21 protein-coding genes and 2 pseudogenes are annotated in these 23,725 nt (G+C 71.9%); 17 read left to right on the top strand and 6 right to left on the bottom strand.

From position 1 onward, the window contains the following. Positions 1–21 precede the first annotated feature (21 nt). The 4 genes from lepA (at position 22) to ACSMXO_RS34970 (ending at position 3,964) form a co-directional block, all read left to right on the top strand. A complete protein-coding gene (gene lepA / locus ACSMXO_RS34985) occupies positions 22–1,902 on the top strand; it encodes a translation elongation factor 4 (RefSeq protein WP_346260586.1) in 1,881 nt (626 codons plus the stop codon). Continuing rightward, complete coding sequence (locus ACSMXO_RS34980) at positions 1,899–2,507, top strand: NUDIX domain-containing protein (protein ID WP_455415314.1); 609 nt, start codon at positions 1,899–1,901, stop codon at positions 2,505–2,507. Before lepA ends, ACSMXO_RS34980 begins: the two co-directional genes overlap by 4 nt. A gap of 77 nt (positions 2,508–2,584) precedes the next feature. Further along, the gene (locus ACSMXO_RS34975; protein ID WP_346260588.1) at positions 2,585–2,872 is read left to right on the top strand and encodes a GlsB/YeaQ/YmgE family stress response membrane protein; all 288 of its coding nucleotides are present in this window, start codon (positions 2,585–2,587) and stop codon (positions 2,870–2,872) included. A gap of 288 nt (positions 2,873–3,160) precedes the next feature. Next, positions 3,161–3,964, top strand: coding sequence for a hypothetical protein (locus ACSMXO_RS34970; RefSeq protein ID WP_455415313.1), 804 nt, complete (start codon positions 3,161–3,163; stop codon positions 3,962–3,964). A 371-nt stretch (positions 3,965–4,335) separates the two neighbouring features. Here ACSMXO_RS34970 and ACSMXO_RS34965 read toward each other — a convergent pair whose 3' ends face one another. From ACSMXO_RS34965 to ACSMXO_RS34955, 3 genes are all read right to left on the bottom strand, one after another. Further along, positions 4,336–5,238 carry a phytanoyl-CoA dioxygenase family protein gene (locus ACSMXO_RS34965; protein ID WP_346260590.1) on the bottom strand — a complete coding sequence of 301 codons (903 nt, stop codon included), beginning with the start codon at positions 5,236–5,238 and terminating at the stop codon, positions 4,336–4,338. 279 nt (positions 5,239–5,517) lie between these two features. Further along, entirely contained in the window at positions 5,518–6,378 is an 861-nt protein-coding gene (locus ACSMXO_RS34960) for a hypothetical protein (RefSeq protein WP_346260591.1), read from the bottom strand. A gap of 87 nt (positions 6,379–6,465) precedes the next feature. Next, entirely contained in the window at positions 6,466–7,251 is a 786-nt protein-coding gene (locus ACSMXO_RS34955) for an enoyl-CoA hydratase family protein (RefSeq protein ID WP_455415312.1), read from the bottom strand. A gap of 17 nt (positions 7,252–7,268) precedes the next feature. Between ACSMXO_RS34955 and hemW the strand changes: the two genes are divergently transcribed. Further along, positions 7,269–8,492 (top strand): radical SAM family heme chaperone HemW, encoded by a 1,224-nt coding sequence (hemW, locus tag ACSMXO_RS34950; protein ID WP_346260593.1) that lies wholly within the window; start codon positions 7,269–7,271, stop codon positions 8,490–8,492. A 64-nt stretch (positions 8,493–8,556) separates the two neighbouring features. Here the strand turns inward: hemW and ACSMXO_RS34945 are convergent, their stop codons facing one another. Further along, positions 8,557–9,282, bottom strand: a complete 726-nt coding sequence (locus ACSMXO_RS34945) for a DUF4870 domain-containing protein (protein ID WP_455415311.1) — start codon at positions 9,280–9,282, stop codon at positions 8,557–8,559. 280 nt (positions 9,283–9,562) lie between these two features. Between ACSMXO_RS34945 and hrcA the strand changes: the two genes are divergently transcribed. From hrcA to ACSMXO_RS34930, 3 genes are all read left to right on the top strand, one after another. Beyond that, complete coding sequence (gene hrcA / locus ACSMXO_RS34940; protein WP_346260595.1) at positions 9,563–10,585, top strand: heat-inducible transcriptional repressor HrcA; 1,023 nt, start codon at positions 9,563–9,565, stop codon at positions 10,583–10,585. Positions 10,586–10,651: 66 nt separating this feature from the next. Further along, on the top strand, positions 10,652–11,788 hold the full coding sequence (gene dnaJ / locus ACSMXO_RS34935; protein ID WP_318398586.1) for a molecular chaperone DnaJ: 1,137 nt from the start codon (positions 10,652–10,654) through the stop codon (positions 11,786–11,788). Positions 11,789–11,847: 59 nt separating this feature from the next. Then, on the top strand, positions 11,848–12,591 hold the full coding sequence (locus tag ACSMXO_RS34930) for a 16S rRNA (uracil(1498)-N(3))-methyltransferase (RefSeq protein WP_455415310.1): 744 nt from the start codon (positions 11,848–11,850) through the stop codon (positions 12,589–12,591). Positions 12,592–12,655: 64 nt separating this feature from the next. Here the strand turns inward: ACSMXO_RS34930 and ACSMXO_RS34925 are convergent, their stop codons facing one another. Next, positions 12,656–15,133: a glycoside hydrolase family 3 protein gene (locus tag ACSMXO_RS34925; RefSeq protein ID WP_346260597.1), complete on the bottom strand. Its 2,478-nt coding sequence runs from the start codon at positions 15,131–15,133 to the stop codon at positions 12,656–12,658. Between the two features lie 128 nt (positions 15,134–15,261). Next, the gene (locus ACSMXO_RS34920; RefSeq protein WP_455415309.1) at positions 15,262–16,023 is read right to left on the bottom strand and encodes an SDR family NAD(P)-dependent oxidoreductase; all 762 of its coding nucleotides are present in this window, start codon (positions 16,021–16,023) and stop codon (positions 15,262–15,264) included. A 106-nt stretch (positions 16,024–16,129) separates the two neighbouring features. On the opposite strand from ACSMXO_RS34920, the gene ACSMXO_RS34915 reads away from it, so the two are divergent. The 9 genes and pseudogenes from ACSMXO_RS34915 to era all read left to right on the top strand — a co-directional run bounded on the left by ACSMXO_RS34915 (position 16,130) and on the right by era (position 23,706). Continuing rightward, positions 16,130–16,483: a histidine triad nucleotide-binding protein gene (locus ACSMXO_RS34915; RefSeq protein WP_346260599.1), complete on the top strand. Its 354-nt coding sequence runs from the start codon at positions 16,130–16,132 to the stop codon at positions 16,481–16,483. A gap of 152 nt (positions 16,484–16,635) precedes the next feature. Further along, entirely contained in the window at positions 16,636–18,027 is a 1,392-nt protein-coding gene (locus tag ACSMXO_RS34910) for a serine hydrolase domain-containing protein (protein WP_346260600.1), read from the top strand. Positions 18,028–18,263: 236 nt separating this feature from the next. Beyond that, positions 18,264–19,010, top strand: a pseudogene (locus tag ACSMXO_RS34905) (PhoH family protein); the annotation flags it as partial. A 207-nt stretch (positions 19,011–19,217) separates the two neighbouring features. Further along, positions 19,218–19,766 (top strand): annotated as a pseudogene (locus tag ACSMXO_RS34900) (LAGLIDADG family homing endonuclease); the annotation flags it as partial. Positions 19,767–19,919: 153 nt separating this feature from the next. Then, positions 19,920–20,396: a PhoH family protein gene (locus ACSMXO_RS34895; protein ID WP_455419380.1), complete on the top strand. Its 477-nt coding sequence runs from the start codon at positions 19,920–19,922 to the stop codon at positions 20,394–20,396. Between the two features lie 53 nt (positions 20,397–20,449). Next, the gene (gene ybeY / locus ACSMXO_RS34890; RefSeq protein WP_101367540.1) at positions 20,450–20,917 is read left to right on the top strand and encodes an rRNA maturation RNase YbeY; all 468 of its coding nucleotides are present in this window, start codon (positions 20,450–20,452) and stop codon (positions 20,915–20,917) included. After that, on the top strand, positions 20,917–22,344 hold the full coding sequence (locus tag ACSMXO_RS34885; RefSeq protein WP_455415308.1) for a hemolysin family protein: 1,428 nt from the start codon (positions 20,917–20,919) through the stop codon (positions 22,342–22,344). Before ybeY ends, ACSMXO_RS34885 begins: the two co-directional genes overlap by 1 nt. Further along, positions 22,337–22,732 carry a cytidine deaminase gene (locus tag ACSMXO_RS34880; protein ID WP_346260602.1) on the top strand — a complete coding sequence of 132 codons (396 nt, stop codon included), beginning with the start codon at positions 22,337–22,339 and terminating at the stop codon, positions 22,730–22,732. Before ACSMXO_RS34885 ends, ACSMXO_RS34880 begins: the two co-directional genes overlap by 8 nt. Next, positions 22,729–23,706, top strand: a complete 978-nt coding sequence (era, locus tag ACSMXO_RS34875; RefSeq protein ID WP_346260603.1) for a GTPase Era — start codon at positions 22,729–22,731, stop codon at positions 23,704–23,706. The genes ACSMXO_RS34880 and era overlap by 4 nt, the downstream gene beginning before the upstream one ends. The last annotated feature ends 19 nt before the right edge of the window (positions 23,707–23,725 follow it).

Genomic DNA, 23,725 nt, shown 5'->3' with positions numbered 1-23,725 from the left:
AGCCAACCAGAACGGACCGCCGTGCCACCGACGCCCGACTCCGGCGCGAACTCCCCTGGTGCCACCGACCCCGGCCGCATCAGGAACTTCTGCATCATCGCCCACATCGACCACGGCAAGTCGACGCTGGCCGACCGGATGTTGCAGCTCACCGGCGTGGTCGACCCCCGGCAGATGCGCGCACAGTATCTCGACCGGATGGACATCGAGCGGGAGCGCGGCATCACGATCAAGAGCCAGGCGGTCCGCATGCCGTGGACCGTGCGGGAGGGCGACCAGCAGGGCGAAGAGGCCGTGCTGAACATGATCGACACGCCTGGGCACGTGGACTTCACCTACGAGGTGTCCCGGTCGCTCGCCGCCTGCGAGGGGGCGATCCTGCTGGTCGACGCCGCCCAGGGGATCGAGGCGCAGACCCTGGCCAACCTCTATCTGGCGATGGAGAACGACCTCCACATCATCCCGGTGCTCAACAAGATCGATCTGCCGGCCGCCCAGCCGGACAAGTACGCCGAGGAGCTGGCGCACCTGATCGGCGTGGATCCGAGCGACTGCATCCGGGTCTCCGGCAAGACCGGCGAGGGGGTGCCGTACCTGCTCGACGAGATCGTCCGGCAGTTCAAGCCGCCGGTCGGTGACGCGACCGCGCCGGCCCGAGCCATGATCTTCGACTCCGTCTACGACGTGTACCGGGGCGTGGTGACGTACGTCCGGGTGGTCGACGGCCGGATCGAGGCTCGCGACAAGATCAAGATGATGTCCCTCGGCACGGTGCACGAGCTGCTGGAACTCGGCGTGATCTCCCCGGAGATGCAGAAGGCCGGCGCGCTCGGGGTCGGCGAGGTGGGCTATCTGATCACCGGCGTGAAGGACGTCCGGCAGTCCCGGGTCGGTGACACCGTCACCATCAACGCCCGGCCGGCGAGCGAGGCGCTCGGTGGCTACAAGGACCCGAAGCCGATGGTCTACTCGGGTCTCTACCCGATCGACGGGTCGGACTATCCGGCGCTGCGGGACGCGCTCGACAAGCTGAAGCTCAACGACGCGGCGCTCAACTACGAGCCGGAGACCTCGGCCGCGCTCGGCTTCGGCTTCCGCTGCGGCTTCCTCGGCCTGCTGCACCTGGAGATCATCGGTGAGCGGCTGGAACGCGAGTTCAACCTCGACCTGATCTCGACGGCACCCAACGTGGTCTACCGGGTCGTCCTGGAGGACGGCAAGGAGGTCACGGTCACCAACCCGAGCGAGTACCCCACCGGCAAGATCGCCGAGGTGTACGAGCCGGTGGTCCGGGCCACCGTGCTGACCCCGAACGACTACGTCGGCGCGGTGATGGAACTCTGCCAGGGGCGGCGTGGCTCGTTGCAGGGGATGGACTACCTCTCCGCCGACCGGGTCGAACTGCGCTACACGTTGCCGCTCGCCGAGATCATCTTCGACTTCTTCGACCAGCTCAAGAGCCGTACCAAGGGCTATGCCTCGCTGGACTACGAGCCCTCCGGCGAGCAGCACTCCGACCTGGTCAAGGTCGACATCCTGCTCAACGGCGAGCCGGTGGACGCGTTCAGCGCGATCGTGCACAAGGACAAGGCGTACAACTACGGCGTCAACATCGCGGCGAAGTTGCAGAAGCTGATCCCCCGGCAGCAGTTCGAGGTGCCGATCCAGGCGGCGATCGGCAACCGGGTGATTGCCCGGGAGACCATCCGGGCGATCCGCAAGGACGTGCTGGCCAAGTGCTACGGCGGTGACATCAGCCGGAAGCGCAAGCTGCTGGAGAAGCAGAAGGAGGGGAAGAAGCGGATGAAGATGGTGGGCCGGGTCGAGGTGCCGCAGGAGGCCTTCATCGCCGCCCTCTCCACCGGCGACTCCGGCGACGGCAAGGGCGGCGGCAAGAAGTGATTCCCCGGGGGTACGGCCCCGGCGCGTCCTTCTGTCCCCGGTGTGCGGCGGCACTGCCCGGCCCCGCACCGACCACCTGTGCCCGGTGCGGCTACCAGCTCTTCGTCAACGCCCGCCCGACCGTCGGCCTCGTCATCCTGGACCGCGCTCCGTCGCTCGGGCCGGCCGGTCCCGGGGCAGGGCCGGCCGGTCCCGGGGCAGGGCCGGCCGGTCCCGGGACGGGGCCGGACGTCGCGGATCTGCGCTTCCTGGCCCTGCGCCGGGCAGCGGAACCGATGATCGGCCGGTGGGAGACGCCGGGCGGGTTCTGCGACGGCTGGGAGCACCCGGTGGAGGCGGCGGTACGGGAGGCCCGGGAGGAGCTCGGGGTGTCGATCACCCTTGGTGACCATCTCGGCATGTACGTCGGCAGCTACGAGTTCCAGGACGAGATTCTGCCGGTCCTCGACCACTTTTTCCTGGCCACCCTGGACGCCCCGAGGATCGTGCTCGATCCGGCCGAGTCTGCCGAGCTGAGCTGGTTTTCCCTGGTGGATCCGCCGCCGCTGGCCTTCGACACGATGGATGCGGCGGTTCGGGACGCGGCGCGACGTCTGGGCGCCTAGGTCGGTTTGAGCTTTTCAGCCTTCGGGAACCTAGCAGTCACCACAACAACGTGTGACGCATCCGAAGGAGGACGGCCGTGGAACTCACCGTCTGGGGTATCATCACCGCGCTCATCGTCGGTCTTGTCATCGGCGCCCTCGGTCGTCTGGTCGTACCCGGCCGGCAGGACATGCCGATCTGGCTGACCATGCTGATCGGTGTCGGTGCCGCGCTGCTCGGCACGGTCATCGCCCGGGCCGCCGGCATCGCGACCGTGACGGCCGGCATCGACTGGATGGAGCTGCTGATCCAGGTCGCACTGGCCGCCGTCGCGGTGGCCCTGGTGGCCGGAGTCGGCCGCCGTCGGCGAATCAGCCGCTACTGAGCCCCCGCTCTCCGGTAGCAAGGGGCGCCGGCCGAGTCGGCCGGCGCCCCGCTGGCATCTCGGCCCGGCCTGTCGGCCCGCCGACTCCGCCGCCGACCGATACGTCGACCGGACGGTCTGGCGCCGACTGCCACGGACCGCTAAATTCACCACGGCCGTACGATCGACTGTCGTGATCGACTGGCCGGCACCGCCTATAGTTGTGATCGTTCATTCGCATTTGCTCAAATGATCTCCCCATGTTACGCTCTGTAAGTGTCCACGGACTCTCTCCCGGGAAGCGTTAGGGTGTCACCTCTACAGCTTTCGGATCGGCATCCCAAGGTCGCGCTGTACCTTGAGGCGTACACCCCCCTGGTCGAAGAGTGGTTCCAGGCGTTGCGGGATTCTGATGCGCTGACAGAATTGCGCCGTACCGCACCGGGGCGGGACCTCGTCGACAATCTGCAAAGGCTCGACCAGCTTTTCCGGGACCTGGTCGACGGCATGTTCGCGCACCCGACGCCGGTGCTGGAGCGTGCCGTCGCGGTCGTGGCCGCGCATCGGGAGGCGGTGGTCTGGGAGGACCAGCTGGTGCCGCGCCCCGGTGCCGGTGCCGAGGAGTTGGCGGCCTCGCTGCGGCACAAGTTCAAGCGCAACATCAGCCTCGCCCTGCTGGAGGCGTTGATCTGCCTGGAGTCCGCGCTGACGTACGCGCGGGAGACCCTGGGCCTGTCCGGGGAGGAACTGGCGGACACCCTGCGGGGCAGCACATCCATGCTGGCCAGCCTCTCGGTCCTGCACGACCAGCAGGAGATGGCCCGGATGAGGCAGTTGACGGGCGACCCGACGGAGATCCAGCACCCGAAGTTCACCGTCGCGGACATCGTCCGGGGTGCCTTCCGGATCGGGCCCGACAAGTTCCGCGCCGTCGGCCCGGAGGGCCAGCGGAGGATCCGGTTCGGCAGCGTCCCGCCGCACGGCGTGGAGCTGGCCAGCCCGACCATGAAGTGCCCGGCGCACCGGCTGACCAACGACGAGGGCCAGCCGTTGAATAACGAGTTCTGGGCACTTCTCGTTGACGTCTACCGGATGTCCGGTCGGCTGGGCTAGCCCCACCGAACGGCGGGTCCGGCCATCGGCCGAACATGAATGGTTTGACGATTCCGTCGCGTTGGCCGGCGCTTCCGTAGTCGATTACCCGCCGACCGTGTTGCCGTCGGTGCCCGCCCGGATCGGCACAACGGCCCCGCCCGGCGTGGTGTGTGCCAGGCCACTCCGGATGGCGTCGGTAAAACTGCCAATACCGTCGATGAATTACCCACGGTTATGCGCCGGTGTCGTTAGGCAAAGGGTCCCGTGGACGGGACAGAAAATCACCGGCAGGCCGCCCGAGGGCTTTGTCTCGACAGCCCGAAAACGAAGTGGCGGCCCCACCGGCCCGGGCTGGACCGGCGGCGCCGCCACAGTCACGTCGGAGACGGTCAGCGCAGCCAGGGGATGCTGCGGTCGAGCAGACCGCGCTCCTTCAGCTCCTTGCGCAGCGGGATCTCGTCGTCGACGTACCCGTTCCAGTTGATGCCCCAGTAGTTGGCGGTGTGCGTACCCTCACCGAGCAGTTGGCGCTGCACCGGGGTCCGGTTCTGGTACCACTCGCCGTCCTTGTCCGGGTGCAGCTCGTCCAGCGGCCGGATCCACCGGTAGGTGTAGCCGACGAAGAGCATCTTCCGGGTGATGGTGGAGAGATTGGTGGACCGGGAGTGCCACTGGCGCCGGTCGAAGATGAAGGCGTCGCCGGGGTTGGCGGTGATCTCGACCGTGCCCTCGGGGTCCGGGTTGTGCACCGTCAGGTCGGCCGGGCGCGGCAGCGAGTTCCACAGGTGGCTGCCCGGGATGACCTTGGTCGCCCCGCGGCCCTTCTCCGACAGGTCGGAGAGCACGTACGCGACCTTGAGCGAGAACATCGGCCGGGGCAGGTTCGGATCCATCGTCTCGGGGTCCGAGTTCTGCCGGTAGCCGTCCTGGTGCCAGCCCCAGTACGGCTTCTCCGGCTCCAGGGCCGGCGGCGTCACGTCCAGGTGGTTGTGGTGGGTGTAGATGTTCCACCCCGCGAGACCCCACATGTAGGGGAACGCGATCGGGTGGGTGAGCAGCTCGCCGAAGAGCTCGTCCCGCTCCAGGAAGCCCAGCAGGTGCAGCGTGCCGTCCTTGGTGGTGTTGCCGGCCGCCTTCTCCTCGGCGTAGACCCGGTCGACCGCGGCCTCCAGGGCCGCGCGGTGGTCCTCGGTCAGGACGTTGCGGAGCAACAGGAAGCCCTGCTCGTGGAACTCCTTGCGATCCGTGTCACTGATCGGCTCGTAGCCAGTGCGGCCGCCGTAGTCGAACACCGCGTCCCCTCCCCATAGGGTGAAACTCTTCTGAGCACACAGGCTGCCGATCGTAGCTCCCTCCGCAAGATCCGCATCTCGGCGCTCCGCCGTACGTCCGGCGCAGGCCATCCGGAGGTACGCAGGGCAGCCGGACCCTGACAGGGCGCAACAAGTCCGTTGGAAAATAGGGGTATACGAGCCGATCTGGCCGTTTGTGCAATCACTGCCAGTTAGCGGTGACCCGGTCGTGCAACAAAATCGCCGGGCGATCGGTGCCGCTTCGCGGCCTGAGCAGGCTCAGTCGGTGAAGACCTCGGCGACCACCTGGTGCGGGGTCGGCGGCGCGCCCTTGACCGGCGCCCAGGTGCCGTCGTCCGCCGTCCACTGGAGGTCGCCGAAGCGCACCGTCTTCACCCCGTGGTCGTCGGCGTGCGACACCAGCCAGTGCGCGTAGCGCCAGCCCACCTGCTGATCCGTCGTCGGTACGGCCAGCCCGGTCAACTCGGCCGGAACCGACGTCTCCAGCCGGCCCCAGTCCAGCTTCAGCCCGGCGGTCAGCGCCGCCGCCGCCGCGGTCCCGCGCATTGCCGGCTCCCGGCCCACCGTGCAGGCCACCGCGCCGGTGGCATTGCCCAGCAGCGCCCGGGTCAGCACCTCGGACTCGTCCGCCCACTGCTGGTAGGCGCGGGGGTAGGCCGACCGCTGCACCCGCTGCGCCGCGACCGTGACCTCCATCTGCTCCCAGCCGCGGACCTTCTTCAGCGCGTTGTAGAACTTGGTCGCGGCGTAGCGCGGATCCCGGATCTGCTCCGGCTTGCCCCAGCCCTGACTCGGCCGCTGCTGGAACAGCCCTACCGAGTCCCGGTCACCGCCGGCCAGGTTGCGCAGCCGGGACTCCTGGAACGCCGTGGCCAGCGCCACCACCACGGCCCGCTCCGGCATGTCCCGCCGGACGCCCACCGCGGCGATGGTCGCGGCGTTCGCCATCTGCTCGGCGTTCAGCGTGACCCGGCCGTCCGCCTCGACCACGCAGCCCGGGGCGGCGCTGGGTATCGGCAGGGTGTGCCCGAACTCGCGGGCGCCCAGGTAGACACCGAAACCGGCAACCGCCGCGAGCGCCACCCCCGCCGCCACCATGGCCCGAGTCTGCACCGCCACCCCCTGCCCGATAGTCGGACACAGCCTACTTCGACTGCCCAAAATCCAGACCCGGTCACGGCCAAGTCAGGGCCGGCGGAGCCGGAGTCAGCCGCCGGGTACCCACCGGGCGGGCCGTTTCTCGCCGAACGCCGCGACGCCCTCGCGCCCCTCCTCGGAGTGGAAGTACCGCACCGACAGGTCGCGCAGCTCCGCCAGATCGGCCCGGAAGCTCTCCGCCGTGCCGCGCCGGAGCAGCTCCTTCGCCCCGGCCAGCGCCCCGGGTGCACCACGGACCAGCGCCAGGCAGTACGAGGCGACGGTCTCGTCCAGCGCCTCGGCCGAGGTCACCGTGGTGACCAGGCCGATCTCGGCCGCCCGACGACCGTCGAAGACGTCCCCGGTCAGATACAGCTCGGCGGCGGCCCGTGGTTGCAGCCGGGGCAGCACGGTCGCCGAGATCACCGCCGGGATCACCCCGAGCCGTACCTCGGTGAACGCGAAGGTCGCCTCCTGGGCGCAGATCGCGATGTCGGCCGCCGCGACCAGGCCGAGGCCACCGGCCCGGGCCGGCCCGCCGATCCGGGCCACCACCGGCTTCGGGCACTCCCAGATCGCCGCGAGCACGTCACCGAGCATCGCCACCGGCACCGTGCCCTCGCGGTACGCCGCCGCCGTCTCCTTGAGGTCGGCGCCGGAGCTGAAGACCGGCCCGGTGTGCGAGAGCACCACCACCCGGACGTCGTCGTCCGCCGCCGCCGTGCCCAGCGCGTCGAGCAGTTGCCGGAGCAGGGTGCTGGAGAGTGCGTTGCGGTTGTGCGGGCTGTCCAGGGTGAGAGTTGTCACTCCGTGCGTGGTAGAGACCCGGACGAGCGGATCAGGGGCTGTGGTCATGCCCGCACACTAGTCATATGCCTGGACTGCTCCCAGCGGGCGAGCCCGTACCCGTCGACGGGGCGCTGCCCGACGCCGCCCTGGCCACGGTCGGCGACCGCGGCTTCGGCGTCTACGTGCACGTGCCGTTCTGCGCCAGCCGCTGCGGCTACTGCGACTTCAACACCTACACCGCGACCGAACTCGGCGGGACGGCGGGCCGGGACGGCTACGCCGACCAGGTGCTCGCCGAACTGCGGCTGGCCGCCCGGGTACTGGCCGACCGGCCGCCGGCCCGGGTCGACACGGTCTTCGTCGGCGGCGGTACGCCCACCCTGCTGCCCCCGGACGACCTGGCCCGGATCCTGGACGGCATCGACCGGACCTGGGGGCTGGCCGCCGATGCCGAGGTCACCACCGAGGCGAATCCGGAGTCGGTGACCCGGGAGTCGCTCAAGGAACTGCGGGCCGCCGGCTACACCCGGATCTCCCTGGGCATGCAGTCGGCCGCCCCGCCCGTGCTGGCGGTCCTCGACCGCCGGCACACCGCCGGCCGGGCCACCGAGGCCGCGCAGGAGGCCCGGGAGGTCGGCTTCGCCCACGTCAATCTGGACCTGATCTACGGAACGCCGGGGGAGCGCGCGGAGGACTTCGCGGCATCGCTGTCGGCGGTGCTGGCCGCCGGGGTCGACCACGTCAGCGCGTACGCCCTGATCGTCGAGGACGGCACCCGGCTGGCCGCCCGGATGCGGCGCGGCGAGCTGGCGTACCCGGACGACGACGTGGCGGCGGACCGCTACCTGGCCGCGGAGGCGGCGCTGTCCGAGGCGGGCTTCTCCTGGTACGAGGTCTCCAACTGGGCCCGCACGCCGGCTGCTGCCTGCCGGCACAACCTGCTCTACTGGACCGGCGGCGACTGGTGGGGCCTCGGTCCCGGCGCGCACAGCCACGTCGGCGGGGTCCGCTGGTGGAACGTCAAGCACCCGTCGAGCTACGCGGCCCGACTCGGTGCGGGGCAGTCCCCCGGGCAGGCCCGGGAGGTGCTGTCGGCGCGGGAGCGACAGGTGGAGGAGGTGCTGCTCCGGCTCCGGCTCGCCACCGGGCTGCCGCTGGCGGCGCTGGACGACGCGGGGCGGGTCGGCGCGGCCCGGGCCCGCGAGACCGGCCTGCTGGACGGGGCGGCGTACGAGGCGGGGCAGGCCGTGCTCACCCTGCGCGGGCGGCTGCTGGCCGACGCGGTGGTCCGGGACCTGCTGCCCTGACCCGGCCCCGACAGTGCGTCGGCCCGCGCCGGATCCGGCACGGGCCAGCACAGCGTTATCGGTACTACTTGACCATGCGGATGGTCATCGGATAGCGGTACAGCACGCCCTCGTTGGCCTTCATGCCGGCGATGATCGAGAAGATCAGCACCACCAGCCAGGCGATAAACGGCAGGAAGATCAGCACGAGGGTGCAGGTCCCGACGATGAGCGAGACGATCGAGATGATGCCCCAGGTGATCTGGAAGTTGAGCGCCTCGACCGCGTGCGCGCGTACGGTCGGCGACTCGTTGCCCTTGGCGAGCAGCGCGACGAGCGAGGCGATGAAGCCGACCACGATGCCGCCGAAGTGGGCGATCAGGGCCCAGGTCTTCTCGTCGCTGTTGGCGTAGCCGGACGGTGCCGGGGCGCCGTACGGGTTGCCCGGGTAGCCGCCCGGTGGCGGGTAGCCGGCACCGGGGTAGCCGCCCGGTGGCTGGCCGCCGGGGGGTGGGTAACCGCCGCCGGGGGGTGGGTAACCGCCGGGTGGCGGGTACCCCCCGGGCGGGGGATAACCGCCACCGGAGGTCGGATAGGTCCCGCCACCTGACGTCGGGTAGGTCCCGCCGCCCGAGGTCGGGTACGTGCCGCCGCCGGAGGTCGGCGGGGGCGTGCCGGGCGCACCATACTGGGGTGCGGCGGGCGGGGGGTACCCCTCGCCTGGCGTCGGGTATTGGCCCGGATTCATCGGGGCGGTCGGGTCCGGGGGCGGACCGCCGTATTCTCCGGGAGGGCGAGGCGGTTCAGTCATGGAGGTCACGGTAGGACTCCCGCTCAACCGGCGCCAGCCGCCCGGCGGATTGAATCTGGACAATGGCCGACCGTACCTGCTAGGCCGACCGGGGTAGGGTGTGCTGGCAAGCCTGTTGTCCGGGTTCGGATAGCCCTTCCAATCGATCATCGCGCCGGGTACGCCTTGGTCGTAGACTGGCACTCGCTACAGTCGAGTGCCAGGGCGGACCTGGCCCGACCGTCGTGGCCGCCCCGGTCGTTTCGCCCAGCCGGGGCCGGGACGTCGCAGGGAGGTGAGGATGGGTCTCGACGACCGCAAGCTCGACGTGCTGCGCGCGATCGTGGAGGACTACGTCGCCACCCAGGAACCGGTCGGCAGCAAGGCCCTGGTCGAGCGGCACCAGCTCGGGGTCTCCCCGGCCACCGTCCGCAACGACATGGCCGTGCTGGAGGAGGAGGGCTACATCCGGCAGCCGCACACCAGCGCCGGCCGGGTCCCCACGGACCGTGGCTACCGGCTCTTCGTGGACCGGCTCTCCCGGGTCAAGCCGCTCACCCCGGCCGAGCGCCGGGCGATCGAGCGTTTCCTGGTCGGCGCGGTGGACCTCGACGACGTGGTGCACCGTACGGTCCGGCTGCTCGCCCAGCTCACCCGGCAGGTGGCCGTGGTGCAGTACCCGAGCCTGGCCCGGTCCTCCGTCCGGCACCTGGAGCTGGTGCCGATCTCCACCACCCGGCTGATGCTGGTCATGATCGCCGACACCGGTCGGGTGGAGCAGCGGCTGGTCGAGCTGCCGACCCCGATCAGCGCCGACGACGTGACCGACCTGCGCCGGCTGGTCAACGAGCGGCTCGGCGGCGAGAAGCTGGCCGAGACCCCGCCGCTGGTCCAGGCGCTGGTCGACGAGGTGCCTCCGGGGCTCCGCCCGGCGATGACCACGCTCGCCACGGTGCTGCTGGAGACCCTGGTCGAGCGGCACGAGGAGCGGATCGTGATGGCCGGCACCGCCAACCTGACCCGGGGCGGGCTGCTCGACTTCCAGGGGTCGCTGCGGCCCATCCTCGAGGCGCTCGAGGAGGAGGTCATCCTGCTCAAGCTGATCGGCGAGGTGGAGCCGAACACCCTCCAGGTACGCATCGGCGACGAGAACGAGATCGACAATCTGCGGGCCACCTCGGTGGTCAGCACGGGATACGGTCCGGGTACGACCATCGTCGGCGGACTCGGCGTGTTGGGTCCCACCCGGATGGACTACCCGGGCACCATCGCCACGGTGCGGGCCGTGGCACGCTACGTCGGCGACGTGCTGGCGCAGAACTGACCACCAAAGCTCACCCTGACGACCGGCGGACGGTAACGCGAGACAGACATGAGGACACGGAACGCAGTGGCCAAGGACTACTACGGGATTCTCGGCGTCAGCCGGGACGCCTCCGACGACGACATCAAGCGCGCCTACCGCAAGTTGGCGCGGCAGTACCACCCGGACGTGAATCCGGATCCGGAGGCACACGAGAAGTTCAAGGACATCAACGCCGCGTACGAGGTCCTCTCGGACGACCAGAAGCGGCAGATCGTCGACCTCGGTGGCGACCCGCTGGCCCCTGGTGGCGGCCCCGGTGCCGGCCCGGGCGGTGCCGGTGGGCCGTTCGTCGGCTTCCAGGACATCATGGACGCGTTCTTCGGGGCGGCGGGTGGCGCGCGCGGGCCGCGTCCGCGTACCCGGCCCGGGGCCGACGCGATCCTGCGGCTCGAACTCGACCTGCACGAGACGGCGTTCGGGGTGGAGGCGCCGATCGCGGTGGACACCGCCGTGCTCTGCACCACCTGCTCCGGGGCCGGCACGGCGCCCGGCACCCATCTCGCCACCTGTGAGGCGTGCGGCGGGCGGGGCGAGGTGCAGTCGGTGCAGCGGACCTTCCTCGGCCAGGTCGTCTCGTCCCGGCCGTGCACCGTCTGCCAGGGGTACGGCACGGTCATCCCGCACGCCTGCCCCACCTGCGCCGGTGACGGCCGGGTGCGTACCCGCCGCTCGTTGACCGTCAAGATCCCGGCCGGCGTCGAGGACGGCATGCGGATCCGGCTGGCCCAGCAGGGCGAGGTCGGCCCCGGCGGCGGTACGGCCGGCGACCTCTACGTCGAGATCCACGAGCGGCCGCACGACGTCTACTCCCGCAAGGGCGACGACCTGCACTGCCGGGTCACCGTGCCGATGACCGCCGCCGCGCTCGGCACCCGGCTGACCATCAAGACGCTGGACAGCGAGGAGCCGGTCGACGTCAAGCCGGGCACCCAGCCGGGCTCGACGCTGCGGCTGCGGGCCCGGGGGGTGCCGCACCTGCGCGGTACCGGCCGGGGCGACCTCTACGTGCACCTCGACGTGCGTACCCCGACCAAGCTCGACGCCGAGCAGGAGCGGATGCTGCGCGAGTTCGCCAAGACCCGGGGCGAGGAGGTCGCCGAGCTGACCAAGCAGGGCGGCTTCTTCTCCCGGATGCGGGACGCCTTCAACGGCCACGCCTGACGGGCGCGTCGTCCGGCCGGCCAGCTTCCCCGGCCGGACGACCGGTTACCCTGCTCGCCGTGAGCGCGCCGCTGTTCCTGGTCGAGTCGCTGCCGCCCGGCGACTCCGTCACGCTGGACGGTCCGGAGGGGCACCACGCCGCGACCGTGCAGCGGCTGCGTACCGGTGCGGAGCTGCTGCTCGCCGACGGGCGCGGCGGCACCCTGACCGCCGTGGTCACCGCCGTCGGCCGGGGCACCCTGACCGCCTCGGTCACCTCCCGGCGGTACGCCGACCCGCCCGACCCACGCCTGGTGGTGGTGCAGGGCATCGCCAAGGGCGACCGGGCCGAGCTGGCCGTGCAGGCGATGACCGAGGTCGGGGTGGACGAGATCGTGCCCTGGGCGGCCGAGCGCTCGGTGGCGCAGTGGCGCGGCGACCGGGGCGCCCGGGCCCGGGACCGCTGGGTGGCGACCGCCCGCGAGGCGACCAAGCAGGCCCGCCGGTCCTGGCTGCCGGTGGTCGCCGGATCGGCGCAGGCGCCGGACGAGTCGACCCGGGCGGTGGCCCGGCGGATCGCCGAGGCGGCGGCCGGTTTTGTGCTGCACGAGGAGGCGGAGGCCCGGCTGGGCACCGCCGAGCTGCCCGCGACCGGTGACATCGTGCTGGTGGTCGGCCCGGAGGGCGGCGTGTCGCCGGCCGAGCTGGAGACGCTGGCCTCGGCCGGCGCCGTACCGGTCCGGCTCGGGCCCGAGGTGCTGCGGACCTCGACCGCCGGGGTCGCGGCACTGGCCGTGCTCTCCAGCCGGCTCGGCCGCTGGTGACCCCGGGGCGTGCTCGGGCAGTGTGTGGCCGGCCTTCCCCGGCGGGGTCCGGGAGGGGGCCGGGTCAGCGGTCGAGGGCGGCGGTCAGGCGCCGGTCGGCGACGCTGCGGCCCGCCTCGACCCGGTACCGGCCGGACCGGGTCCGCCAGCCGTCCGGCTCCCAGACCTGGAAGGTCCGCTCCGGCAGCGGCACCCGTACCGTCACCGCCTCGCCGGGAGCCGCCCCGGCGGCGGCGAAGCCGGCCAGCCAGCGGGCCGGCCGGTCCGGATCGATGGCCTCCGGGGCGACGTACACCTGCACCACCTCGCGGCCCGGGCGGACGCCGGTGTTCCGGACCGTGACCACCGCGACCGGCCCATCCGGCCCGGCCCCGACGGTCAGCGACTCGTACGCCCAGTCGGTGTAGCCGAGCCCGTGCCCGAACGGGAAGAGCGGTGCGGCCCGCCAGCCCCGGTAGCCGACGAAGACCCCGTCGGTGTAGTCGAGCACCCCGTCGACCGGGGTGGTGGAAAGCGCCGGGCAGTCCTCCGGCCGGCGTGGCCAGGTGGTGGGGAGCCGGCCACCCGGTTCCGCCCGACCCAGCAACACGTCGGCGAGCGCCGCCCCGGCCTCCTGGCCGGGAAACCAGGTGAGCAGGATCGCCGCCACCTCGTCGGCCCAGGGCATCAGCACCGGCGAGCCGGCGTTGACCACCACCACCGTCCGGGGATTGGCCGCCGCGACCCGGGAGACCAACTCGTCCTGCCGGCCGGGCAGCGCCAGCGTGCTCCGGTCGAACCCCTCCGACTCCACCTCCTCGGTGGTGCCGACCACCACCACCGCCACGTCGGCGCCGGTGGCCGTCCGGACCGCCTCGTCGAGCAGGTCGTCGTCCGAGCCGACCGTGGGCTCGGCATGCCCGAGGGTGAACGACACGAAGCCCGGGTGGTCGCCGTCGACCATCCGCCGGGTGAGCCGTACCTCGACCGGTTCGCCGGCCCGGACGGAGATCTCGAACCGGCGCTCGACGTCGGCCCGGAAGACCGTGCCGGGCTCCTCGGCCGGGTGGTAGACCGGACCGTCGAAGAGTTCCCTGCCGTCCACGGTGAGGGTGAAGACCCCGAAGCCCTCGATCGAGAGCCGGGCGGTGCCGCTGGTCCGCGGCGTGTGTACGGCGGTGAGGTCGACGGTGGCCAGCTCGTCCGGCGGCAGCCCGTCCGGCAGGTCACCCATCCAGCGCACCGTCGCCCGGTCCAGCTCCGCCCGGTAGCGCTCCCGGCCGTCGGCGTCGCGCAGCGTCGCGGTGATCGGGGTCCAGGCCACGCCGCCGGCCGCCGGTAGCCGGAGCCGGGGGTCGGCGCCGACCGCGTACCCGAGGTCGGTGTCGGGGAGCGCGGCGGCCAGCCCGGCGAGCGGGGAGATCGCGTGCGGCGGCGCGACCCGGGCACTGCCGCCGCCCTGGATCCGCGCGTCGTCGGCGAGGGCGCCGAGCACCGCGACCCGGCGCAGCCGGCCCGGGTCGAGCGGCAGCAGGTCGCCGTCGTTGCGGGCCAGCACGAAGGAGCGGACCGCCACCGCGTGCGCCAGGGCGGTGCCGTCCGGCGGGCGCGGCCGGTCGGCCGGGTCCACCGCCGGGGGTACCCCGTCGAGCAGCCCGACCCGGCCGGCGAGCCGGAGCACCCGGCGTACCTTCTCGTCCACCTCGGCCTCGGCGACGGTGCCGGCGCGCACGGCGGCGACCAGCGCGGCGCCCCACGGATCGCCGACGGCCGGCATCACCACGTCGAGCCCGGCGTTCGCGGACGCCTCGGTGCTCGTCGCCGCCGTCCAGTCGGAGACCACGATCCCGTCGAAGCCCCACTCCCGCCTGAGCAGGTCCCGGAGCAGCCCGGCGTGCTCGGTCATGGTGTGCCCGTTGACCCCGTTGTACGCCGCCATCACCGCCCAGACGCCGGCGGCGACGATCCGCTCGAACGGGACGAGGTAGACCTCCCGGAGCGCGCGCTCGGAGACCCGGACGTCCACAGTCATCCGTTCCGTCTCCGAGTCGTTGGCGACCAGGTGCTTGACCGTGGCGCCCACGCCGAGGTCCTGCACGCCGGTGACATAGCCGACGCCGATCTCGGCGCTGAGCAGCGGATCCTCCGAGTAGCACTCGAAGTGCCGGCCGCCGAGCGGGCTGCGGTGCAGGTTGACGGTGGGGGCGAGGAGCAGGTGGATTCCCTTGCGCCGGCACTCGGCGGCGAGCATCCGGCCGGCCTGCCGGGCCAGCTCGGGATCCCAGGTGGCGGCGAGCGCGGTCGGGCTGGGCAGCGCGGTGGACGGGTCGTCCGGGGTCCAGCGGACGCCGCGTACCCCGATCGGGCCGTCCGACATCACCAGCGAGTCGAGCCCGATCGCGGGTACGGCCGGCAGGGTCCAGAAGTCCTGGCCGGAGAGGAGCCGGACCTTGGTCTCCAGGTCCAGCGCGGCGAGCGCCCGTTCCAGCACCGCGTCGTCCCCGTCGACCGTCGCCGCGTCATCTCCGTCGACCGTCGCCGCGTCCCGCCGATCCACCGTCATCGTCGCGCCCCTTCCACCGGCCGGATATCGATCATCCTGCCAGTCGGAGACGCCTTCCGCTGTCCGACGAGGACCGCCCCGACCCCCGGACGGCACCGCCCGGCGCCGGTCGGCGGCCGGGCGGCGGCTCAGGTGCGCAGGTAGGAGGCGCCGTTGAGGTCCACGATGGTGCCGGAGGCCCACTCCGCCTCGGGCGAGGCCAGCCAGTGCACGGCAGCGGCGATCTCCTCCGGCCGGGCGACCCGGTTGAACGGGCTCTGCGCCCGGATCGCGTCGCCGCGCGGCGCCTTGAGGTGTTCGTTGGTCATGTCGGTCTCGACGAAACCGGGCGCGACGGTGGCGACCGCGATGCCGTACGGGGCCAGGGCCACCGCGAGGGACTGGCCGAGCGCGTTCAGCCCGGCCTTGCTGGCGCCGTACGCCGGCTGGGTCGGCTCGCCCCGGAACGCGCCCCGGGACGAGACGTTGACGATCCGGCCGCCCCGGTCCCGCAGGTGCCGGGCGGCGCACCAGATGGTGTTGGCCGCGCCGAGCAGGTTGACGTCGAGGGTCCGGCGCCACTGTTGCTGCCACTGCTCGTAGGAGGAGTCGAAGATCGGGTGCCCCGCGTCCGCGCTGCCGAACACCCCGGCGTTGTTCACCAGTACGTCGAGTCCGCCGAGTCGTTCGGCCGCGTCGTCGACCATCGCGCGTACCTCGTCCGGGTCGGCGAGATCGCCCTGGACCACCACGTGCCCCTCGCCGGGCAGGGCGGCGACGAGTTGTTCGGCCAGCGGGGTCGAGTCGCGGTGGTGCACCGCCACCCGATCGCCACCGGCGGCGAACGTCGTCGCCACCGCTCGCCCGATTCCCCGGGACGCCCCCGTCACCAGCACCGCTCGTCCAGCCATCCGATCATGATGCCGGGCGGCTCCCGGAGCCGGACGCCCGGGCCGGCCATCACGGGGTACGGTCGGGCCGGACCGCGCCGGGGAGCGGCAGCCCCTACGATTGGCGATGATGAAGACCGACTGTCTGTTCTGCCGGATCGTCGCGGGCGAGATCCCGGCCACCGTCGTCCGGGAGACCGACACCACGCTCGCGTTCCGGGACATCGACCCGAAGGCACCGGTGCACGTGCTGGTGATCCCGAAGGAGCACTATGCCGACGTGGTGACCCTGACCGAGGCCGATCCCGGGCTGGCCGGCGACGTACTCGGCACCGCGGCGGTGGTGGCCGAGACCGAGGGACTTGCCGCCGACGGCTTCCGGCTGATCTTCAACACCGGCCCGTACGGCGGGCAGGAGGTCTTCCACGCCCACGCCCACGTGCTCGGCGGCGAGCCGCTGGGGCCGATGCTGGCCCGCTGAGCGCGCCTCCCCTCGGCCCGTCCGGCGGCTCGGGCCGCACACCGCGCCACCCGCTGGGCGGGCGGCGGGCCCCAGGTGGGCGGGCGGCCGGCGCAGGTGGGCGGGCGTAAGATCCGTGATCTTGGCGAGGGGATCGTGGGCTAGGGGGGATCATGACCGGGGGAAACCGGCAGTTCGAGCGGCTGGTCCGGCAGGCGCAGGCCGAGTCCCGGATTCCGGCGGTCTCGGCCGCGCTGCACCGGGCCGACCGGCCGCTGCAGACCTGCACGGTCGGCACCACCGGCAACGACGCCCCGCTGGGCCCGGGCACGGCGTTCCGGATCGGCTCGGTGACGAAGACCTTCACCGCCGTACTCGTGTTGCAGTGCCGGGACGACGGACTGCTCGACCTGGACGACCCGATCGGAGCGCACCTCGACGTACCGGCACACGGCGAGCTGACCGTACGCCGGCTGCTGTCGCACACCTCCGGGGTACAGCGCGAGCCGTACGGCGACGTGTGGGACACCCTGCACAGCCCGGAACTCGACGAGTTTCTCGCCGACCTGGCCCGGGCCGAACGGGTACTGCCGCCGGCCCGCCGATTCCACTACTCCAACCTCGGGGCCGCGCTGCTCGGCCAGGCGGTCGCCCGGCTGCGCGGCGGCACCTGGGCGGAGGTGCTCGCCGACCGGGTACTCGGCCCGCTCGGGCTGGCCGACACCGTCACGCACCCGCCGGCGGGCGCGGCGACCGGCTTCCTGGTCGACGCCTACTCCGACCACGCCCGGCCGGAGCCGAACACCGACCTCGGCGCGGTCGGGCCGGCGGCCCAGCTCTGGAGTACCGCACCCGACATGGCCCGCTGGGCGGCGTTCCTGGCCGACCCGGCGGGGCTGGACCCGGCCGGTGCGGTGCTCCGGCCGGCCACCCTGGACGAGATGCGCTGGCCGTTGACGGTGACCGACGAGTCGCTCTGGAGCGCCGGTTTCGGGCTGGGCCTGATTCTGCTGCCCCAGCGGGACGCCTCGGGAGCCGCCGAGCGGATCATGCACGTCGGCCACGACGGTGCCATGCCCGGCTTCCTGGCCAGCGTCTACGGCCGGCGGGGCGGTCCCGGCACCCCCGGGGCGATGGGCTGCGCGGTGCTCGGCTCCTCCGGTACCGGTGTCGCGGTGAACGAGCTGGCGCACCAGATCCTGGCCGCGTCGGCGCAGGACGATCCCGCCGACATCGTGCCGTGGACCCCGGGCGAGCCGGCTCCGGAGCCCTACCGCGGGCTGCTCGGCCGCTGGTGGGGCGAGGGTTTCGAGTACGTCTTCTCGTGGCGGGACGGCGCCCTGCGGGCCCACGGCGCGGCGGACCCGGCCGGCAAGCCGCCGGCCGTCTTCGCGCCGCTGCCGGACCGGCCGGACGTGCTGCGTACGGTCTCCGGGCGGGAGGTCGGCGAGCTGCTCCGGCTGACCCGGGACGACCGGGGCGAGGTGGTCCGGATGCACTGGGCCACCTACCGCTTCACTCGGCGCCAGGAGACCTTCGACCGCTTCGACTTCCGGGCGGACTGAGGGCTTCTGTCCGGTTCCGGGGCTCGCCCGCACCGACCCGTCCGGCAAGGTCACTACCACCGGGTGGACGACCTGCCCAGGTCGGTGGAGAGCGGCGGAAATGGGCAGCGTGCCGTCGGCGTTGAACGGATACGATGACTCCAACGTCCGCACGTCGCGCGACCAGCCGGGAAGCTCCCGGTGGCACCGCGGCACCGAGATCGGAAGCAGGTGGCACAGGGCCTCGGGCCCGACCCATGACCGGTACCCCACCCCCGGGGCAGGCCCGGGTGCAGACCAGGATCACGGTTCCTGACCCCAAGATCATGGTTAACCTGCTCGGCGCGGGCGACGAGATCCTGCGACTGATCGAGCGGTCGATCCCCAGTGACGTGCACGTCCGGGGGAACGAGATCACCCTCACCGGTGCCCCTGGCGACAACGCCATTGCCGAACGGCTCTTCACCGAGCTGCTCGAGTTGATCGAGAAGGGCGAGACACTGACCACCGACGCCGTGCGGCGTACCCTCGGCATGATCGAGCAGGGCGGCACCGAGCGCCCCGCCGAGGTGCTGACGCTCAACATCCTGTCCCGGCGCGGCCGGACCATCCGGCCCAAGACGCTTGGCCAGAAGCGGTACGTCGACGCGATCGACGGGAAGACCATCGTCTTCGGCATCGGCCCGGCCGGTACCGGCAAGACCTACCTGGCGATGGCCAAGGCCGTGCAGGCGCTCCAGGCCAAGCAGGTGAACAGGATCATCCTGACCCGGCCGGCGGTCGAGGCCGGCGAGCGGCTCGGCTTCCTGCCCGGCACCCTGCACGAGAAGATCGACCCCTACCTGCGGCCGCTCTACGACGCGCTGCACGACATGCTCGACCCGGACTCCATCCCGAAGCTGATGGCCGCCGGGACGATCGAGGTCGCGCCGCTGGCATATATGCGGGGTCGTGCGCAGCCGTACGATGCGCGAGTTCTGACTCCAGAGGGATTCAAGCCGTTCGGTTCACTTCAGATTGGTGACCTGGTCATCGGCTCGAACGGCGAGCCCACGCCGGTGATCGGCATCTACCCGCAGGGGCCCAAGCAGGTCTACCGGGTCACCACCCAGGACGGCGCGTCCACCCTCTGCTGCGGTGAGCACCTCTGGACGGTCGCGACACCCGAGGACAAGCGACGCGGCCGCCAGCGCACCCTCGAAACGCAGGAGATGATCGGCAAGGAGCGGCGGGGCTACATCCACCGCTACGAACTCCCGATCGTGGCACCCGTGCAGATGGAGCCGCAGGAGGTTCCGCTCGACCCGTACGCCCTCGGCCTGCTGCTCGGCGACGGCTCCATCTCGTGCCGGACGACGCCGGGATTCACCACGGCGGACCCGGAGTTGGCGGTCGCACTCGAGGCGGCGCTCCCCGACATTCAACTAGTCCGCAAGGGTGACATCGACTACGTCCTCCGGCACGTCAACGGTGGCCGTGGTGGCGTGATCGTCGCCAACCCGGTGACCGTCGCGCTCCGCGAGCTGGAGCTGGCCGGGACCACGTCCGGCACCAAGTTCGTGCCGGAGGTGTACAAGCGCAACGGCGTCGACATCCGCCTAGCCGTGCTCCAGGGGTTGCTGGACACGGACGGCGGGCCGGTCGTCCAGGCGGGGCGCACCTGCCGGGTGCAGTACTCGACGACATCCGCCCGGCTGCGCGACGACGTCATCTATCTGGTCCAGTCGCTCGGTGGGGTGGCTTCCTGGCGGGTTCGGGAGGCGGAGGGGCGCAAGCCCGGCCTCGCGAACGGTCGCGCGGTTCCGTACCGGGCGGACGCCTACGTCGTGGAGATTCGGCTGCCGGAGGGGATCGCTCCCTTCCGACTGAGCCGTAAGCGCCGGCTCTACGAGGCGCACGGAGGTGGCCGGCCGATGCGCTTCATCGACTCGATCCTCCCCGCTGGCGTGCAGGAGACGATGTGCATCCAGGTCGCGGCGGAGGACTCGCTGTACGTCACCGACCACTTCCTGGTCACGCACAACACGCTCAACGACGCGTTCATCATCCTGGACGAGGCACAGAACACCACGCCCGAGCAGATGAAGATGTTCCTCACCCGGCTGGGCTTCGGCTCCAAGATCGTGGTGACCGGTGACGTGACCCAGGTCGACCTGCCCGGCGGTACGACCAGCGGCCTGCGCGCCGTCCGGGACATCCTGGAGGGCGTGGAGGACGTGCACTTCTCCCAACTCTCCAGCTCCGACGTCGTGCGGCACCGGCTGGTCAGTGACATCGTGGACGCGTACGCCCGCTGGGACGCCGAGCGGGAGTCCCAGCAGCAGGGCCAGGGCGTGCACGCCGTACCGGGGCGGACCGCGCACGGCGGCCGGGCCAGCCGGCGCCGCTAGTCCGTCCGACAGTGCAGTCACCGCAGCTTTCCACAGTCCATCAGGGGAACCAGTTGTCCATCGAGATCGCCAACGAGTCGGGGAGCGCCGTCGACACCGACGCCGTGCTCGCCGTGGCCCGGCACGCCCTCGACGAGATGGGAGTGAACTCCCTCGCCGAGCTGTCGGTGCTGCTCGTCGACGTCGACTACATGACCGAGCTGAACCACCGCTGGATGGGTGGCGACGGCCCGACCGACGTACTCGCCTTCCCGATGGACGAGGGCAGCGTCGACCACGGGCCCGGCGAGGTCAACGGCGGTGAGCCGGCGCTCCTCGGCGACATCGTGCTCTGCCCGGAGGTCGCCGCCAAGCAGGCCGCCACCGCCGGGCACTCGGCCGCCGACGAGCTGCACCTGCTGACCGTGCACGGCGTACTGCACCTGCTCGGCTACGACCACGCCGAACCGGAGGAGGAACGGGAGATGTTCGCGCTACAGGCGCGGCTCCTGGATAGCTGGCGCGCGACCCGGACCCAGTGATGCCTGACCATTTAGCCGCGCTGCCCGCGTTGCTGGCGTCGTCCGCCAGCACCCCGGGTGGCCTGCCCGATCTCCAGTTGCTGTTCTTCGCCGCCGGTCTGGTGGTGCTCGCCGGGATCTTCGCGATGGCCGACGCCGCGCTCGGCGCCGTCTCCCCGGCCCAGGCTGGCGAGCTGGCCCGGGACGGCGTACGCGGCGCGCGTACCCTCCAGGTCGTCGCCGCCGACGCGGTCCGGCACATCAACCTGCTGCTGTTGCTCCGGCTGCTCTGCGAACTGACCGCGACCGTCCTGGTCGCGCTGGTCGCGGTGGACACCTTCGGCGCCGGCTGGACCGCCGCCCTGGTCACCGCGGGCGCGATGACCGTGGTCAGCTTCGTGGTGGTCGGCGTGGCGCCGCGCACCATCGGCCGGCAGCACGCCTACACCGTCGGCCGGGTCACCGCGCCGCTGGTCCGCTGGCTGGGCCGGGTGCTGAACCCGCTCGCCTCGCTGCTGATCCTGATCGGCAACGCGGTCACCCCGGGGCGTGGCTTCCGGGAGGGCCCGTTCGCCACCCAGGTCGAGCTGCGTGAGCTGGTCGACCTCGCCGAGCAGCGCGGCGTCGTGGAGCACGGCGAACGGCAGATGATCCACTCCGTCTTCGCGCTCGGCGACACCATCGTCCGCGAGGTGATGGTGCCGCGTACCGAGATGGTCTGGATCGAGGCGCACAAGAAGCTGCCGCAGGCGCTGGTGCTCTTCCTCCGCTCCGGCTTCTCCCGGATCCCGGTGATCGGGGACAGCGTGGACGACGTGCTCGGGGTGCTCTATCTCAAAGACGTGATCCGGCAGACCCAGGGCGACGACCCCGCCGCCGCCGGGCGGCCGGTCTCCGAGGTGATGCGCACCGCCACCTTCGTGCCCGAGTCGAAGCCGGTCGACGACCTGCTCTCCGAGATGCAGGCCGCCCGTACCCACATGGTGATCGTCGTCGACGAGTACGGCGGCACCGGCGGGCTGGTCACCATCGAGGACATCCTGGAGGAGATCGTCGGCGAGATCACCGACGAGTACGATGTCGAGCGCCCGCCGGTCGAGCACCTCGACGACGGCCAGGTGCGGGTCACCGCCCGGCTGCCGGTGGAGGACCTCGGTGAGCTGTTCGACGTCGAGCTGCCGACCGACGAGGTGGAGACGGTCGGCGGGCTGCTCGCCCAGGCCCTCGGCCGGGTGCCGCTGCCCGGCGCCTCGGCCGACGTGGGCGGGCTGCGGCTGATCGCCGAGGGCACCACCGGCCGGCGCAACCACATCGACTCCGTACTGGTCCGCCGGCTCACCGCCGCCGACGAGCCGGAGCAGACCGTTACCGACCCCGAGGTCCGGGGCGGACAGAGCACCCGGGAGCAGTACTCCCGGGCCGAGGAGAGGCAACCCGCTGATGCCTGAGCCGTCCGCCGTGCCGACCGCCCCGGTCGGCGGGCACACCCCGTCGGCGACGGTCGAGCTGACCGCCGAGGACACCAAGCTGGTGGTCCTGGCCCGGGGTGCCCGGGGCCGGATCGGCGCGGTGGAGGGCGCGGCAGTACGCGACCAGGACGGCCGGACGTACGCCGCCGCCAGCGTCTCGCTGCCCTCGCTGACCATCACCGCGTTGCAGCTCGCGGTCGCCTCGGCGGTCGCCGCCGGGGCCACCCGGCTGGAGGCCGGTGCGGTGGTGACCGAGGCGTCGACGCTGGACGGCGCCGGGCACGCCGCCGTCCGCGACCTCGCCGCTGACGCCCCGATCCACGTCGCCGCCCCGGACGGCACCCTGCTCGGCACGGTGCTGGAGTGACCGCAGCAGACTCCGGCAACCGGTCGACCCGCCAGCGATCGACCGGCCAGCGGTCGACCGGCGAGGCGGCCGGCCAGCGGTCGACCCGCGAGGCGGCCGGTTACCGGGCCGGGTTCGCCTGCTTCGTCGGGCGGCCGAACGCCGGCAAGTCGACGCTGACCAACGCGATCGTCGGGCAGAAGATCGCGATCACCTCCAACAAGCCGCAGACCACCCGGCACGTGATCCGGGCCGTACTGCACCGGCCCGACTCGCAGCTCGTCCTGGTCGACACCCCGGGGCTGCACCGGCCGCGTACGCTGCTCGGCGAGCGCCTCAACGACCTGGTCCGGCAGACCTGGAGCGAGGTCGACGTGATCGGCCTCTGCATCCCGGCGGACGAGCCGATCGGCCGGGGCGACCGGTTCATCACCGGCGAGCTGGCCGAGCTGAAGGCCACGGTGCTGGCGGTGGTGACCAAGACCGACCTGGTGGACCGGAAGCGGCTGGCCGAGCAGTTGCTCGCGGTCAGCGAGCTGGGCGACTTCGCCGAGGTGGTACCGGTCAGCGCGGTCTCCGGCCACCAGGTGGACACCCTGGTCGACGTGATGACCCGCTATCTGCCGTCGTCGCCGCAGCTCTATCCCGACGACATGCTTACCGACGAGCCGGAGCAGATCCTGGTCGCCGAGCTGATCCGGGAGGCGGCCCTGGAGGGGGTCCGGGACGAGCTGCCGCACTCGATCGCGGTGGTGGTCGAGGAGATGATCCCCGAGGACCGGTTGATGAAGATCTACGCCGACGTCTACGTGGAACGCTCCAGCCAGAAGGCGATCGTGATCGGGGCCAGGGCCAGCCGGCTCAAGGAGGTCGGCATCCGGGCCCGGCAGCAGATCGAGGAACTGCTCGGCACCCGGGTCTACCTCGACCTGCACGTCCGGGTCGCCAAGGACTGGCAGCGGGATCCGAAGCAGCTCCGCAAGCTCGGCTTCTGAGCCCGCCCGCCGATCGACC

The organism is Plantactinospora sp. DSM 117369, assembly GCF_053764795.1.
This window is presented reverse-complemented; position numbering and strand designations above follow the sequence as displayed.